General features: G+C 75.5%; 11 protein-coding genes and 1 pseudogene. 7 read left to right on the forward strand and 5 right to left on the reverse strand.

Annotated elements, in window-relative coordinates:
* Positions 1-1,153 (forward strand): trypsin-like serine peptidase (locus tag GPJ59_RS38630; RefSeq protein WP_219669737.1); only part of this gene is annotated, 1,153 nt, incomplete at its 5' end.
* Here GPJ59_RS38630 and GPJ59_RS24130 read toward each other — a convergent pair.
* Together GPJ59_RS24130 and GPJ59_RS24135 are read right to left on the reverse strand one after the other, a co-directional pair.
* Positions 1,101-1,487 (reverse strand): hypothetical protein, encoded by a 387-nt coding sequence (locus GPJ59_RS24130; RefSeq protein ID WP_219669738.1) that lies wholly within the window; start codon positions 1,485-1,487, stop codon positions 1,101-1,103. The two genes, GPJ59_RS38630 and GPJ59_RS24130, sit on opposite strands and share 53 nt — an antisense overlap.
* Positions 1,488-1,500: 13 nt before the next feature.
* The gene (locus GPJ59_RS24135; protein ID WP_219669739.1) at positions 1,501-2,073 is read right to left on the reverse strand and encodes an HXXEE domain-containing protein; all 573 of its coding nucleotides are present in this window, start codon (positions 2,071-2,073) and stop codon (positions 1,501-1,503) included.
* 117 nt (positions 2,074-2,190) lie between these two features.
* Here GPJ59_RS24135 and GPJ59_RS24140 point away from each other — a divergent pair, with 117 nt between their 5' ends.
* From GPJ59_RS24140 to GPJ59_RS24155, 4 genes are all read left to right on the forward strand, one after another.
* On the forward strand, positions 2,191-3,591 hold the full coding sequence (locus GPJ59_RS24140; RefSeq protein WP_219669741.1) for a sensor histidine kinase: 1,401 nt from the start codon (positions 2,191-2,193) through the stop codon (positions 3,589-3,591).
* Positions 3,588-4,268 carry a response regulator gene (locus GPJ59_RS24145; RefSeq protein WP_219669743.1) on the forward strand — a complete coding sequence of 227 codons (681 nt, stop codon included), beginning with the start codon at positions 3,588-3,590 and terminating at the stop codon, positions 4,266-4,268. The genes GPJ59_RS24140 and GPJ59_RS24145 overlap by 4 nt, the downstream gene beginning before the upstream one ends.
* Positions 4,269-4,459: 191 nt before the next feature.
* A complete protein-coding gene (locus GPJ59_RS24150) occupies positions 4,460-5,548 on the forward strand; it encodes an alpha/beta hydrolase (protein ID WP_219669744.1) in 1,089 nt (362 codons plus the stop codon).
* Entirely contained in the window at positions 5,545-6,756 is a 1,212-nt protein-coding gene (locus tag GPJ59_RS24155; RefSeq protein WP_219669745.1) for an acyltransferase family protein, read from the forward strand. The genes GPJ59_RS24150 and GPJ59_RS24155 overlap by 4 nt, the downstream gene beginning before the upstream one ends.
* Before the next feature lie 317 nt (positions 6,757-7,073).
* Here the strand turns inward: GPJ59_RS24155 and GPJ59_RS24160 are convergent, their stop codons facing one another.
* Positions 7,074-7,496, reverse strand: a complete 423-nt coding sequence (locus GPJ59_RS24160) for a DUF350 domain-containing protein (protein WP_219669746.1) — start codon at positions 7,494-7,496, stop codon at positions 7,074-7,076.
* Between the two features lie 97 nt (positions 7,497-7,593).
* On the opposite strand from GPJ59_RS24160, the gene GPJ59_RS38635 reads away from it, so the two are divergent.
* On the forward strand, positions 7,594-9,339 hold the full coding sequence (locus tag GPJ59_RS38635; RefSeq protein ID WP_308120449.1) for a GNAT family N-acetyltransferase: 1,746 nt from the start codon (positions 7,594-7,596) through the stop codon (positions 9,337-9,339).
* A 16-nt stretch (positions 9,340-9,355) separates the two neighbouring features.
* Here GPJ59_RS38635 and GPJ59_RS24175 read toward each other — a convergent pair whose 3' ends face one another.
* Positions 9,356-11,335: an AMP-binding protein gene (locus GPJ59_RS24175; RefSeq protein ID WP_219669749.1), complete on the reverse strand. Its 1,980-nt coding sequence runs from the start codon at positions 11,333-11,335 to the stop codon at positions 9,356-9,358.
* A gap of 161 nt (positions 11,336-11,496) precedes the next feature.
* Between GPJ59_RS24175 and GPJ59_RS24180 the strand changes: the two genes are divergently transcribed.
* Positions 11,497-13,383 (forward strand): ABC transporter ATP-binding protein, encoded by a 1,887-nt coding sequence (locus GPJ59_RS24180; RefSeq protein WP_219669750.1) that lies wholly within the window; start codon positions 11,497-11,499, stop codon positions 13,381-13,383.
* Between the two features lie 7 nt (positions 13,384-13,390).
* On the opposite strand, the pseudogene GPJ59_RS24185 reads toward GPJ59_RS24180, so the two are convergent.
* Positions 13,391-13,813: pseudogene (locus GPJ59_RS24185) on the reverse strand (hypothetical protein); the annotation flags it as partial.

The following is a 13,813-nucleotide window of genomic DNA, read 5'->3' on the forward strand; positions in this document are numbered from 1 at the left end:
GCCCGGAGCCGGTGCACCGCCCGGCGGCGTGGAGCCCGAAGCCGGCGCACCGCCCGGCGGCGTGGAGCCCGGAGCCGGTGCACCGCCCGGCGCCGCCGAACAGTCCGATGCCGGCGCGCAGTCCGGTGCCGGGGCGCAGTCCGGTGCCGCCGAACAGGCCGGTGCCGGGGCGCAGTCCGATACCGCCGAACAGGCCGCCAGCGGGGTGCAGCCGGGTACCGGCGGACAGCCGAAGCCCGGCGCACAGCCCAAGCCTGGCACGCAGCCAAGTACCGGCGCGCAGCCGCAGACCGACGTACAGCCGCAGGCTGCCGTGCAGCCGGAGCCCGGCGGACGGTCGAAGCCCGGCGGACAGCCGGAGCCCGGCGCGCAGCCGGGCACCAGCGGGCAGCCGGGCACCAGCGGGCAGTCGACGTCCGCCACCTTCCCCTCCGCCCCCGCCGGGCTCGGCGAAGGGTGGAACTTCGACGGCATCCCCTCCGTCGGCCGGATGTACTCGGCGCGGGGCGGCGGGCGCTACTTCTGCACCGCCAGCGTGGTCTCCTCCCCCGGCCGCAACCTGGTGCTGACCGCCGCGCACTGCCTGGTCGGCGCCGACACCCGGCAGCTGTACTTCGTGCCCCGCAACACGGCCGCCGCACCGCAGCCGTACGGACGCTTCCCGGTCCGCCGGATCACGGTCGACCCCCGCTACCGCCGCCTCGGCCCCGACCGCGCGGCCACGCTCGACGTCGCATTCGTCGAGGTGGGCCCCCGGGCCGACGGGCGCGCGGTCCAGGACGTGGTGGGCGGCAACCGGCTGGTCACCGGCGCCGGCTACGCCCACGCCCGGGTCATGCTGATCGGCCATCCGGCCCGGGCGGCCCGGCCGCGGGCCTGCCTGAACCGCACGCGGCGGTTCACGAGTGCGGACGCCTCGATCCCCGGTTCCTTCCTGCGCATCGACTGCACCGGCTATCCCGGCGGCACGAGCGGGGGCCCGTTCCTGACCCGGTACGACGAGCGCACCAGGACCGGTTCGGTGGTCGGGGTGATCGGCGGCTGGAAGACCGGGGGCGACCTCCCGGACACGTCCTACAGCCCCTACTTCGGCAAGGAGGTCAGGTCCCTGTACCGGGCGGCCGCGGCAGCCGCGCAGCGGTCGGCGGACTGAACGGGCGCCCCGCCCGCCGGGTGCGCCGCGGGTTGCCGACCGTACGCGGGGTCGCCGGCGGTACCACGGCGATGACGGTGTCCGGCGGCGGCAGCTCCAGTTCGCGGCGCAGCACGGCGAGGGCGGCGTGGACGGGCGCGAGGATGAGCTCGGCACGTGGGTGCGCGGTGGCCAGGGCGTGGGCGGTGGTCTCGATGGCCTCGGCGGCGTCCTCGGCGGCGGCCAGGCTCCAGCCGCCGACGGCCACGGAGTCGTACAGGTGACAGGCGGTCTCGGCGACGGCGTCGGCCTGCTCCCCGACCCCGGGCGCCGCCACGACGGGCAACAGCTCCATGCCGGGTCAACGATCAGCGGCCCCAGGGGGAACGAGCAAGGAGCCGGCGACCCACGACGTGCGACACGGCCGTCGCCGCGCCCGCGAGCGCGAGGCCGTACGCCGCGTCCCGCGCCCGCGTGGGCCGCAGCACGCCCGCGCGGCGCAGCCGGCCCCGGGCCCAGAGGGTGAAGGGGACGACGAGGAGGGGACTGGTGACCACGCCGGGGGTGTAGCCGCGGGTGGCGAGGGCCTGTCCCACGTGGACCAGGCCGTGCAGACCGAAGCCGGTGAGGGCGCCCTGGTAGAAGCCGGAGCGGCCGCCCGTGCGGTGGCCGTCTGCCGCGGCGGCCGCGACGACCACGGCCATGACCCCGACGGCCGCGGTGAACTCGGCGCCGCCGGACGACTCCAGCTGCCGCCAGACGCGTTCGGGGACCGCGGGGTGCCGTGCGCGCAGGACCGGGACCCGGGTGCGGGCCCAGCGCCGCATCGTGGCCAGCTCCTCCAGGTCGTGGACCGCCCAGGCGGCGAACAGTCCCAGGGTCGCTGCCGCGCCGGCCGCCGCCGGGCCGAACTCGCTTGTGTGTGTTGAGTGTTCGTCCATGATCACAGGTTACGGGGCGACCTGACGAGGCCCTGGCGGGGCCTCCGGCTGCCGCCCCGGCGCCGGCCCCTGCGATGCCCTGTGCCGTCCCGCCGTGGAGCGTACGCTGGGTGGATCATGACGAGTGAAGGCCCCTCCAGCCCCGCCGACCCCACTACCCCCTCACCCTCACCCTCACCCTCACCCTCCTCCGCCCCCGCCCCCTCCTCCGCCCCCGCCCCCGCCTCCGCCTCCGGCCGCCGCCGGCGCCCCGTGCTGCGGCCCGTGCTGGACGCCCTGGGCGGGCTGGCCGTCCCGCTGCGTACGCCGGCCAGGGCGGCCGAGCCGCTGTTCGCGCAGGCCCCGAAGCGGTGGCAGCGCTGGCTGCCGTACCTGATCGCCGGGGCGGCGGTCCTCTCGCTGATGCCCACGACCATCGTGGTGCTGACCAACGACTACAAGGCGGGCGGTGGTTGGGCCGGCGCCCTGGGCGTGGCGCAGACCGTGCCCCTGCTGCTGGCGGTGACCAGGCCGCTGCCCGCGTGGGCGGTGGTGCTGGCCGCGGACGTGCTCGGCGCGGTGCTGCTCGTCGGGGCCGACGGGACGGCGGGCCGGCCGTGGCCGTGGACGCCCATGGCGATCGTGGGCTACCTGCTGCTGATGGTCTTCCTGGGGCTGCGCGAGTCGGTGCGGATCCTTGTCGGGGTGTGGCTGGTGACCGGCGCGGTCGGGGTGGTGCTGGGCGCCGTGGCGCCCGCGGGCACGACGAACACCCACGCCCTGCTGTTCGTGCTCTGCGGGGTGGTCCTGGTGATGACCGGGGCGCTGCGGGGCCTCGGCGACGCCCGGCAGCGGATCGCCGAGCAGGAGAGCATCAGCGAGGCCGAGCGGGCCCGGCGCACCCTGCTGGAGGAACGGGCCCGCATCGCCCGGGAGTTGCACGACGTGGTCGCCCACCACATGTCGGTCATCACGGTGCAGGCCGACTCGGCGCCGTACCGGCTGCCGGGCATGGCCGAGCCGGTGCAGCAGGAGTTCGCCGCGATCGCGGAGAGCGCGCGGGAGTCGCTGGGCGAGATGCGCCGGCTGCTGACGGTGCTGCGCGGCGACGGGGCGGACGGCGAACGGGCCCCGCAGCCGGGGCTGTCGCGGCTGCCGCAGCTGGTCGAGGCGACCGTACGGGCCGGCCAGCCGGTGGAGTTGTCGATGGCGACCGGGGTCGCGGAAGGGGTGCCGCAGGCGGTGGACCTGTCGGCGTACCGGATCGTGCAGGAGGCCCTGGCCAACGTGGTCCGGCACGCGCCGGGGGCGCCGACCCGGGTGTCGGTGACCGCGGACGGCGGCGAGGTGCTGGTGCTGGTCGTCAACGGGCCCGCGCGGGACTCCGTGGTCCCGCTGGAGAGTTCGGGCACGGGGCACGGCCTGGTCGGGATGCGGGAGCGCGTACGGTTGACCGGCGGGACGCTGGACACCGGCCCGCTGCCCGACGGCGGCTTCCGGGTCGCCGCCCGCCTTCCGCTGACCGAGGACGCCAGTTGACCATCCGCGTGATCATCGTCGACGACCAGGCCATGGTGCGGGCGGGGTTCGCCGCCCTGCTGTCGGCGCAGGCCGACATCGACGTCGTGGGCGAAGCCCCGGACGGCCGCCGGGGCGTGGCCCTGGCCCGCTCCGCCCACCCGGACGTGGTGCTGATGGACGTGCGGATGCCGGAGCTGGACGGGCTGAGCGCCGCCCGCGAGATCCTCGATCCGCCGCGGGGTGTGGTGCACCGGCCCAAGGTGCTGATGCTGACCACCTTCGACATCGACGACTACGTGTACGAGGCGCTGCGCGCGGGCGCGTCGGGGTTCCTGCTGAAGGATGCGCCGCCGGCGGACCTGATCGCGGCGGTCCGGGTGGTCGCCTCCGGTGAGGCGCTGCTGGCGCCGTCGGTGACCCGCCGGCTGATCGCGGACTTCGTCCAGCGGCGCCCCGCGCCGCGCAAGGACCCGGCGCTGCGGCTGAACGGGCTCACCCCGCGGGAGACCGAGGTGCTGGAGCTGATCGCGCGCGGCCTGTCGAACCAGGAGATCGCCGGCCGGTTGGTGGTGGCCGAGCAGACGGTGAAGACCCACATCGGGCGGGTGCTGGCCAAGCTGGACCTGCGGGACCGGGCCCAGGCGGTGATCTTCGCGTACGAGGCGGGGCTGGTCCGCCCGGGCGACGGCGGGTGACGGCGGGTGACGCCCGCCCGACGCCCGGCTCCGGGTGTCCCTCTCGCGGGCTGACGCCCGCTCAGTCTCCGGGCACGGCTTCTCCTCCACCCCCTACCCAGGTATGACATCGCACTTGGCTCCCCGGTGCGACGGCCGGCGGCAGACCTCCTTCCTACCTTCTCCTCGCCACGAGGAGAGGAGTCGAGGAGATGCGCCGGTTCGCAAGGACGCTGGCCGCCGCCGCACTGGCGGTGGCCGTGGTCGCGGGTACCGCGGGATGGGTGTCGGCCGATGCCCAGCAGGCGGTCACGGGGCCGCCGCCGGGGGCCGCGGCCTGGCGGTCCGACGGGGTGCTGGGCCGGCCGCTGCCCGATCCCGCGACCGCGTCGCCGTACGAGGTGGCCCGGTTCTTCGCCGGCCTGGACGAGTCCGCGCGGCTCCTGCTCGTGCGGCGCCACCCGCTGGTGGCGGGCAACCTCGACGGGGCTCCCGTACGTCTGAGGTACGAGGCCAACCGCATCGCCGTACGCGCGTCCGGTGACCCGCGGTACGCGCGCCTGGCCGAGCCGGGGCGGCAGATCCTCGCCTTCGACCCGCGCGGCCGGGGCCAGGTGGCCGAGGTGTTCGGCGACCTGGAGCGGTCGGCCCACGTCTCGGTCGTCGTACCGGGGTCGGACAGCGACGCCACCGGGTACGACGCCCCGCGCGCCCCGCACACCGGCGCGAGCGGCATGGCCCGGGCCCTGCGGGCGGCGACGGCGGGGCGCTCCGCCGTGGTGGCCTGGACGGGCTACACCACCCCGGTCGGGCTGGGACCGGACGTCGCGGGCGGACGGCTCGCCCAGGCCGGCGCCCGGCGGCTGGTCCGGTTCACCGAGGGGCTCGACGCGGTCGGGGCCGCCGATCCGGCGCTGTTCTGCCACTCCTACGGATCGGTGGTGTGCGGCCTGGCCGCCTCCCGGACCGACGCCCGCGACATCGTCGCCTTCGGGTCCCCCGGCATGCGCGCGGACTCGGTGTCCGAACTGCGCACCCGCGCCCGGGTCTGGGCCGCCAAGGGCCCCTCCGACTGGATCTCCGACGTGCCGAACGTCCGGTTCGCCGGCCTCGGACACGGCACCGACCCCACCTCGTCCGCCTTCGGCGCCCGCCGGGTGCCGGCCGGCGACGTCCGCGGGCACGCGGGCTACTTCGCGCCCGGCACCTCCACGCTGACCGCCTTCTCCGCCATCGCGACGGGAGAGACGGCAGAGACAGGGCAGACGGCAGAGACGGCAGAGATGGGAGAGACCCGATGAGCGCCCTCGCCACCCTGCGCCGGACCGCCGACCGGATCGAGCGGCGCACCCCTGCCCACCGTGACCGGGCGGTCGACGGGCTGCGGGCCCTCGCGCTGCTCGCCGTACCCACCGGCCACTGGCTGCTGGGCGGGTTCACCCTCGACGAGGACGGCGCCCTGCACAACGCCAGTCCCCTGTCCGCGCATCCCGGCTTCGCCCCCGCGAGCTGGGTGCTGCAGATGCTCGGCATCTTCTTCCTGGTCGGCGGTTACGCCTCGGTGCTCTCCTACCACCGCCGCAGCGGCAGCACCGGTGCGTGGCTGCGCGGGCGGATCGCCCGGCTCGGGCGGCCGGTGCTGGGCGTGACCGCGGTGTGGGCGCTGGCGGCGCCCGTGCTGTGGGCGGTCGGGGTGCCGGAGGCCACCTTGCGCACCGGGGCGACGCTGGTGGTCCAGCCGCTGTGGTTCGTCGGGGTGTACGTGGTGGTGACCGCGCTGACGCCGTACTGCGTGGCCGCGGCGCGCCGGCTGGGCGGGTGGGCGGCGGCGCCGTTGCTGGCCTCGGTGGCGGCGGTGGACTTCCTGCGGTACGGGCCGTACGCGCAGGCGGTGCCGTCGTGGGTGGCGGTGGTGAACATCCTGCCCGGCTGGCTGTTCGCCTACCAGCTCGGCGTCTCGTGGGGCGAGCGGCGGATCGGGCGGCGCGGGGCGTGGCTGCTGCTGGTGGGCGGGGCGGCGCTGTTCGCGGTGCTGTTGGCCGTCTTCCACTACCCGGAGTCGATGGTCGGCGTACCCGGGGCGGACCGCACCAACTCGCACCCGCCGTCGCTGCTGGTGCTGGCGCTGGCGGCCACGCAGTCCGGTGCGGCGATCCTGCTGCGGGACCGGCTGGCGCGGTGGCTGGCCCGGCCGGCTCTGTGGGCGCCGGTGGTGGTGGTCAACCTGTGCGCGATGACGATCCTGTGCTGGCACCAGACGGCGATGCTCGCCGCGGCCGTGCCCGCCTCGTTCGCGGGCGAGGTCGCCGGTCTGACCACGGCGCCCGACACCCTGGCGTGGATCGGGCATCGGGCGGCGTGGCTGCCGGTGTTCGCCGTCCTGCTGGTGGCCGTCGCCCGGTACGCCCGCCGCTTCGAGGAGCCGTGGTCGAAGGCGACGGCGGTGCGCCGGACGGCGGCGGGGCTGCTCGCCGCGGGCTTCGCGGTGTTCGCCCTCGGGCTGGCCTAAGACTTGATCCGCAATTCCCGTAGGAGGCACGGACTGCATCCGGTCGGCTGGTCCGGGCGCTCCGGCGTGGCCGCCTTGCGGCGTCTCATCCGGGGTTGCTCGGGGCCGTTCCGGAATTCGGGGAGCAGAGGCACGACCAAGACCGTGCTGCCGCGTGATCCGTACCGGCGAACCGGTGACGAACACGATGCGGTTGACTCCCACGGGCGCTCTTCTACACCCATCCCATAAGGGACTTGACGAGCATACCGCAATTGCGGAGCAGCTCTTGGAGAATGTCGTGCAGCCGGCCCGGGGCGGGCGGGATCGGACCCGGGTCAGGCGATGGACGCCGAGACGATGCCCGCCACGGCGAGGTTGCAGGCGGCGGAGACCCAGACCGCGGGGTGCGGCTCGGGGTCGACGACGATGGCGCCGAGCTTGCCCGGGGTCACCCAGTCGAGGACCAGGAACGCCAGACCCATCAGGATCAGGCCGAGCAGGCCGAACGCCGCCGTGGAGAGCAGGCCCTTGCCGAAGTCGTTGTACGTCGTCCAGATCGAGGTGAACACGATGGCGCCGACGCCGAGGAGCGCGGAGCTGAGCAGCAGGGCGGCGTTGCTGTTGCGCTCCTCCCAGATCTGCTTGCCGAGCTTCCCGGGCGTCAGCACGTCGACGAGGACGATGCCGAGGATCAGCAGCACCAGGCCGAGCGCTCCGTACGCGCCGGTTCGGCCGAGTCCGTTGATGATGTCGCTCATGGGGAAGCCTGTCTCCGCTGGTCGGTGGGGAAGTACACGTGCTGAGGTCGGCTGAATCTATCGCACGGATGTCTGGAACGGGGCGGGGAGGCGGAAGATGGTGCGGATCCGGGTGGCACGGCCCGAGGAGGCCGCGGCACTGACGGAGCTGGTGCTGCGGTCCAAGGCCCACTGGGGGTACGGCCGGGAGTTCCTCGAACGGTGTGCGCCGGAGCTGCGGATCGACGCGCACGAGGTCGGGCCGCGGCGGGTGGTGGTGGCCGAGGAAGGGCGCTCGGCGCCGGTCGGGGTGGCCTCGCTGGAGGGGGACGGGGCCCGGGGCACGCTGGGGCTGCTGTTCGTGGAGCCGGCAGCGATCGGCCGGGGCGTGGGGCGGGCGTTGTACCGGCACGCGGTGGCGCGGGCGCGGGAACTGGGCATGCGGCGGCTGGTGGTCGACGCCGACCCGCACGCGGCCGGTTTCTACCGGGCGCTGGGCGCCGAGGAGTCGGGCGGGCGGAACGGGCTGGTGCGCTTCGAGGTGGAGCTGGCCCCGCCGGCCGCCTGGGTCGGGGCGTGGACCGGCGGCCGGGCCGCCGTGCACCTCGGCAACGTCGCCGAGTTCAACGCCCAGTTCGGGGACGCGTCCTTGGACCGGGAGCAGCGCGCCGCCCACCACTACGCGTGCCTGGCCGCCTTCTACAGCCCCCGCCCGGCCGCGCTGGTGCTGCCGCGCCCGGTTCCGGCGGAGTGGCTCGACCTGCTCGGGCGGCAGCTGGGGTGGGCGGACGTCGAGGTGTACGACGGGCTGGCGGGCCGCGGCGGGCCCGGGCTGTCGGCGGTGGTGCGCGGCCGCGAGGCGCTCGCCGAGCGGCTGACGGGGCTCGGGCTGCCGCTCGTACCGTGGGGGCACACCGAGGAGTTCGCCCGGCTCGCGGGCCTGCCGTGGAGAGCGGAGGCCCTGCGGTACGAGTCGAAGGCCGAGGCGCACGCGCTGTTCGAGCGGATCGCGGCGGCCGGGGGACATCCGGGCATCGTGGTCCCCGGGCAGTGGCGGGCGCGCACCCGGTGGGCGGCCGCCCGGCTGCTGGCCGGGCGGGCGAGGGCCGGGCAGGACACGGTGCTGAAGTCGGAGCACGGCGTGGGCGGGTCCGGCACCACGGTGGTCACGGCCCGGGACGTGCGGGAGGCGGGCGGGGCGCGGGCCGTGCTGCGCCGGCTGCCGCGCGGTCCGCTGCTGGTGGAGGAGTACGTGGCCGGGCCCGGGCCGGACGGGGTGCGGGACCTGACGTACGACGGCTTCGTGGACGGATCGGGGCGGGTCCACGAGGTGGGCGTGGCTCTGATGGACGTGGCGGGCACGGGCTACCGGGGGGCGACCACGGGCCCCGGGGTGGTGCCTTCCTGGGCCGAGAAGCCGATGCTGGCGTTCGGCGAGGCGGTGGGCCGGGAGCTCGCCGCCGCCGGGCACCGCGGCTGGTTCGACGTGGACTTCGTCGCCGACGGGGCCGGCGGCCTCGCCCCGACGGAGGCCAATCTGCGGCTCACGGGGCCGTCCGTCGCCTTCATGGCCGGGGCCCGGCTCGACGAGGTGCGCGGCGGGACCCATCTGGTGCGCGTCATCGACCGGGTCGAGCTGGGCGCCCGGCTGCCCGGGGCCCAGCTGGCGGAGCTGTTCGAGGCGACGGCGTACGGCTGCGCGGAGCTGGGCGCGGTGTTCCTCCCGGCGATCCCGACGGCCGCCTTCGCCCGGGCCCCGTGGATCGGCGTGGTGGTGGCCGCCCGGACCCCCGAGGCCCTGGACGCCGCGGCGGACCTGGTCCGGTCGAAGGCCCGGGCGGTGGGTGAGGGCTTGCGGGAGTGACGGCCCGGGCGGGTGCTCAGTCGTCGTCGGAGTCGGACGGATCGGTCCGAGAAGGCTGGGTGAGGTACACGGCGAGGACGAACGCCGCGATCATCAAAGGGATGTTGAACGTGTAGACGAGCAGGGCCTGACGTGGATAGTCGTACTTGTCGGCCAGGCGGTAGAGGTTGTCCTGGGGCCACCAGGACGCCAGCAGGTAGACGACCGCCAGATGGGCCGCCTTCGTGAGGCGGGGCGGGCGGCCCTGGGCCTGCATCGGCCGCCGGCCGACGAGGAGGAAGACCACACCCGCGCCGAAGGCCATGCATTCGAAGACGTAGAGGAGGAAGAAGAGCGTGGACCAGGGGCCGGGCACGCCGGTGAGGTCCACGGAGCGGGGCCAGAGGATGAAGGTGAGCGCGAAGGCCAGGAGACCTGGGAAGAAGGCGAGGCAGCCGAGCACGCCAGCTCCGGTGAGCCCACCTCCGGCGTCGCGGGAGAACTTGCTGGCCGTGCCGCCACGGGCCGGATGGGCGGGCAGCGGCAGCGCCTCCCGGTCCTCGCGGCCGCTGCGGGTCCGCGGCAGGGAACCCAGGTGGACCACCCCGCTCGGTATCTCCTCGTCGGGCAGCTTGCCGTGGAGGTACGCGCGCAGCCCGGCGAGGTCGGGCAGGCCCGGACGTCTCCCGGGCGGGCCGAACGGGGGCAGGGCGAGGTAGGCGACGAGGCGGCGTCCGGACGGGCCCCCAGGGACGTCACGGACGATCGCGGAGCCGACGCCGGGGTGCTCGCGGACGACGGACTCGGCGTGATGGGCGTCGATCGTGCGGTGGGCCGCGGAGATCCGGTCGCGGGCCCGCCCCGTGTACTCCAGCAGCCCGTCCGCACGCAGCCGGCCGTGGTCACCGGTGGGCACGGTGTCACCGCCGTCGGGCGGGGCGAGGTGGATCTGGCCGTCCCGGACCTCTGCGCGACAGCCGGGGAACGGCGTGCCGAGCAGGCAGGTCCGGCCCGGCCGGTCCTGCGGACCGGGCAGCCGGGAGAGATCGAGCCAGGTGCCGCAGCCGGCGGCCTCGGTGGTCGCGTAGACGGACAGGAGCCGGACGCCGGTCGGCAACCGCCGGTGCAGCTCGGCCTGTTCGTCCACGAAGAGGCGGTCGCCCGTCACGGTGAGCAGGCGCAGGGACCGCAGCCCCGGCTCCGGCCGGCCCAGGTCCTCCTGGCCCGGCAGGGGTCCGAGGAGCCGGTACGCGTCCCGCGGGTCGGTGTGCACCACGGTCACCTCGTCCGCCTCGACGCGGCGGCGCGGCTCGTGCCGCGTCCAGTGGCCGAGTCGGGGCAGCGCGAGGGCGCCGCCCGAGCACAGGGCACGGGTCCAGCCGGCCGCGAAGGCCGTGACGTCGGGACGTGCGGTGATCAGGTGCCGGTCCTGCGGGGTGAAGCCGCCGAGCTCCGCCCAGGAGGTGTACGCGGCGAGCAGCCGGGCCTGGCCGACCCGGACCGCACGGGGCCGGGCCCCGCCGGTGAGGAGGACGGCGGCGGTGGGCCCGGGCACGGTGTCCGGGGCATGCGCGGGGTGGGCGGATATCGTCTCCGCCTCGGCGTCGAGGCAGATCGTGGGCAGGCCACTGCCGTCGTCCAGCCGGGCCCGGTCCGCGGTGCGGGTGATGAGCATGAAGGGGCCCAGCGCCTGGAGCTGGCGATGGGCCACCTGCGGGGACTCGGGGTCGACCAGTGCGTACGCCCCACCGGCCTTGAGCGCGGCGAGGACCGCGGTGACACCGTCCGCCCGTCGGGAGGCCGCCACGGCCACGGTGGCGCCGGCGGGCAGCCCCGCCCGGAGCAGATGGTGCGCCAGCCGGTTGGCGCGCGCATCGAGTTCGCCGTACGTGATATCGGCCTGGCCGGACAGCACGGCGAACGCGTCCGGGGCGTCGCGCGCCCACTGCTCGAAGCGGCCGACGACGGTGTCGGTGGTGCGGGGACCTGAGCGGATGGACTCGGATTCCTGCGTCATGGACCGATGATGCCACCGCTCACTGACAGCGGAGCAGGTTCCGTGTCCCGCCCGGGAGTTGGGTGGCCTCCGGCAAGACAGCCGCACCCCGCCGCCACCCCGCGGTGGGGCCCGGGAGGGAGCTTGACCTCAAGCCCGGTCGAGGTCCTAGCTTTCCCTCCATGGACATGGAAGTCACCGCTTGGACGTCGCTGCACAACGCGATCAACGCACAGTCCGACCGCCGCCCGATGTCCCGCGCCGGACTGCGCCGGGTCGCCTCCTTCGCCCGCCCGCACCGCCGCGGGCTCGCCCTGTTCCTGCTCCTGAGCGTGGTGACGGCCCTGTTGGCGGTGGCCACTCCGGTGCTCGCCGCCCGGGTCGTCGACGCCATCGTGGCCGGGCGCGAGAGCGGCACGGTGACCCGGCTGGCCCTGCTGATCGCGCTCATCGCCCTGGCGGAGGCCGGGCTGGGGCTGCTGGTCCGCCGGCTGTCGGCCACGCTCGGCGAGGGGCTGATCCTGGACCTGCGCACCGCGGTCTTCGACCACGTGCAGCGGATGCCGGTCGCCTTCTTCACGCGTACCCGGACCGGGGCCCTGGTCAGCCGGCTCAACAACGACGTGATCGGTGCCCAGCGCGCCTTCAGCAACACCCTCTCGGGCGTCGTCGCCAATACGGTCACGCTGCTGCTCACCCTCACCGTGATGGTGGGCATCTCCTGGCAGATCACCCTGCTGGCGCTGGTGCTGCTGCCGGTGTTCGTGGTGCCCGCGCGCCGCATGGGCACCCGGATGGCCCGGCTCCAGCGGGAGGCGGCGCAGCTCAACGCGGCGATGGCCACGCAGATGACCGAGCGGTTCTCGGCGCCCGGTGCGACCCTGGTCAAGCTGTTCGGCCGGCCCGCGGAGGAGTCCGCCGAGTTCGCCGCCCGCGCCGGCCGGGTCCGCGACATCGGCATCCGTACGGCGATGGCCCAGTCGGCGTTCGTCACCGCCCTCACGCTGGTCTCCGCGCTCGCCCTGGCGCTGGTCTACGGGCTGGGCGGCCACTACGCGCTGCGCGGCTCCCTGGACGCGGGCTCGGTGGTGGCGCTCGCCCTGCTGCTGACCCGGCTGTACGCGCCGCTCACGGCGCTCGCCGGAGCGCGCGTGGAGGTGATGAGCGCCCTGGTGAGCTTCGAGCGGGTCTTCGAGATCCTGGACCTGAAGCCGCTGATCGACGAGCGGCCCGACGCCCGCCCGGTGCCGCAGGGCCCGGTGTCGGTGGAGTTCGACCGGGTCTCCTTCGGCTACCCGGCCGCGGACAAGGTCTCCCTGGCCTCCCTGGAGGAGGTCGCGGCGCTGGACGACCGCGGCGGTACGCAGGTCCTCCACGAGGTGTCCTTCCGCGCGGAGCCGGGACAGATGATCGCACTGGTGGGCTCGTCGGGCGCCGGCAAGTCCACGATCGCCCAGCTGCTGCCCCGGCTGTACGACGCCGACGCCGGCACGGTGCGGCTCGGCGGGATCGACGTACGGGAGCTGACCGCCGACTCGATCCGGGACACGCTGGGCATGGTCACCCAGGACGGGCACCTCTTCCACGACTCGGTCCGTGCCAACCTGCTGCTGGCCCGGCCCGGGGCCACCGAGGAGGAGCTGTGGGACGCGCTGCGCCGCTCCCGGCTGGACGGGCTGGTCGCCTCGCTGCCCGACGGGCTGGACACGGTGGTGGGCGAGCGCGGCTACCGGCTCTCGGGCGGTGAGCGCCAGCGCCTGACCATCGCCCGGCTGCTGCTGGCCCGGCAGCGGGTGGTGATCCTCGACGAGGCCACGGCGCACCTGGACTCCACCTCGGAGGCGGCTGTGCAGGAGGCCCTGGGCGAGGCGCTGGCCGGCCGGACCGCGGTGGTGATCGCGCACCGGCTGTCGACCGTGCAGGCGGCCGATCTGATCCTGGTGGTGGAGGAGGGCCGGATCGTGGAGCGCGGCACGCACGCCGGACTGCTGGCGGCGGGCGGGCGCTACGAGGAGCTGTACCGGACGCAGTTCGCGGACCGCTCCCCCGCCCCGGCGCCCCGGGTCTGAGGCCCGCTCAGCCGGCGGCCCGGCTCCGGGCCGCCGGCAGCAGCCGCCCCTCGTCGGGGCCACCGAGCAGGCCGGCGGGTACGCGGCCGAGCCCCGGGTCCGTGGACAGCCACCAGTCGGCGGCGCCCCAGGGGTCCCGGTCGGCGCCGAGCAGGAGGTTCACCTCGCGGACCACCGCGCGGGGGCCGCCGTCGGGGGCGAACTGGAAGACCGGGAGCCGTACGAAGCCGCCGGTCCCGCGCAGCCGGATCAGCCCGGGCTCATACGGGTCGCAGCCCCCTTCGAGGGCCTCGGCGTCCCCCACCGCGGGGGCGGCCAGCAGCCGGTCCCGGACCTCGCCGAGCACCGGGCCGATCATGCGGTGCCCGTCGAGCACGAGGACGGCCAGGTCGTCGGCGACGTAGCCGCGGTGCCCGGCACCGGCCGCGCC

Source organism: Streptomyces bambusae, assembly GCF_019400985.1.
Lineage (GTDB): Bacteria > Actinomycetota > Actinomycetes > Streptomycetales > Streptomycetaceae > Streptomyces > Streptomyces bambusae_A.

What these genes read in the sequence shown, in the direction of transcription:
- GPJ59_RS24130 (WP_219669738.1), bottom strand. Translation starts at nt 1,487, where the DNA reads ATGGAGCTGTTGCCCGTCGTGGCGGCGCCCGGGGTCGGGGAGCAGGCC.
- GPJ59_RS24135 (WP_219669739.1), bottom strand. Translation starts at nt 2,073, where the DNA reads ATGGACGAACACTCAACACACACAAGCGAGTTCGGCCCGGCGGCGGCC.
- GPJ59_RS24140 (WP_219669741.1), top strand. Translation starts at nt 2,191, where the DNA reads ATGACGAGTGAAGGCCCCTCCAGCCCCGCCGACCCCACTACCCCCTCA.
- GPJ59_RS24150 (WP_219669744.1), top strand. Translation starts at nt 4,460, where the DNA reads ATGCGCCGGTTCGCAAGGACGCTGGCCGCCGCCGCACTGGCGGTGGCC.
- GPJ59_RS24155 (WP_219669745.1), top strand. Translation starts at nt 5,545, where the DNA reads ATGAGCGCCCTCGCCACCCTGCGCCGGACCGCCGACCGGATCGAGCGG.
- GPJ59_RS24160 (WP_219669746.1), bottom strand. Translation starts at nt 7,496, where the DNA reads ATGAGCGACATCATCAACGGACTCGGCCGAACCGGCGCGTACGGAGCG.
- GPJ59_RS38635 (WP_308120449.1), top strand. Translation starts at nt 7,594, where the DNA reads ATGGTGCGGATCCGGGTGGCACGGCCCGAGGAGGCCGCGGCACTGACG.
- GPJ59_RS24175 (WP_219669749.1), bottom strand. Translation starts at nt 11,335, where the DNA reads ATGACGCAGGAATCCGAGTCCATCCGCTCAGGTCCCCGCACCACCGAC.
- GPJ59_RS24180 (WP_219669750.1), top strand. Translation starts at nt 11,497, where the DNA reads ATGGACATGGAAGTCACCGCTTGGACGTCGCTGCACAACGCGATCAAC.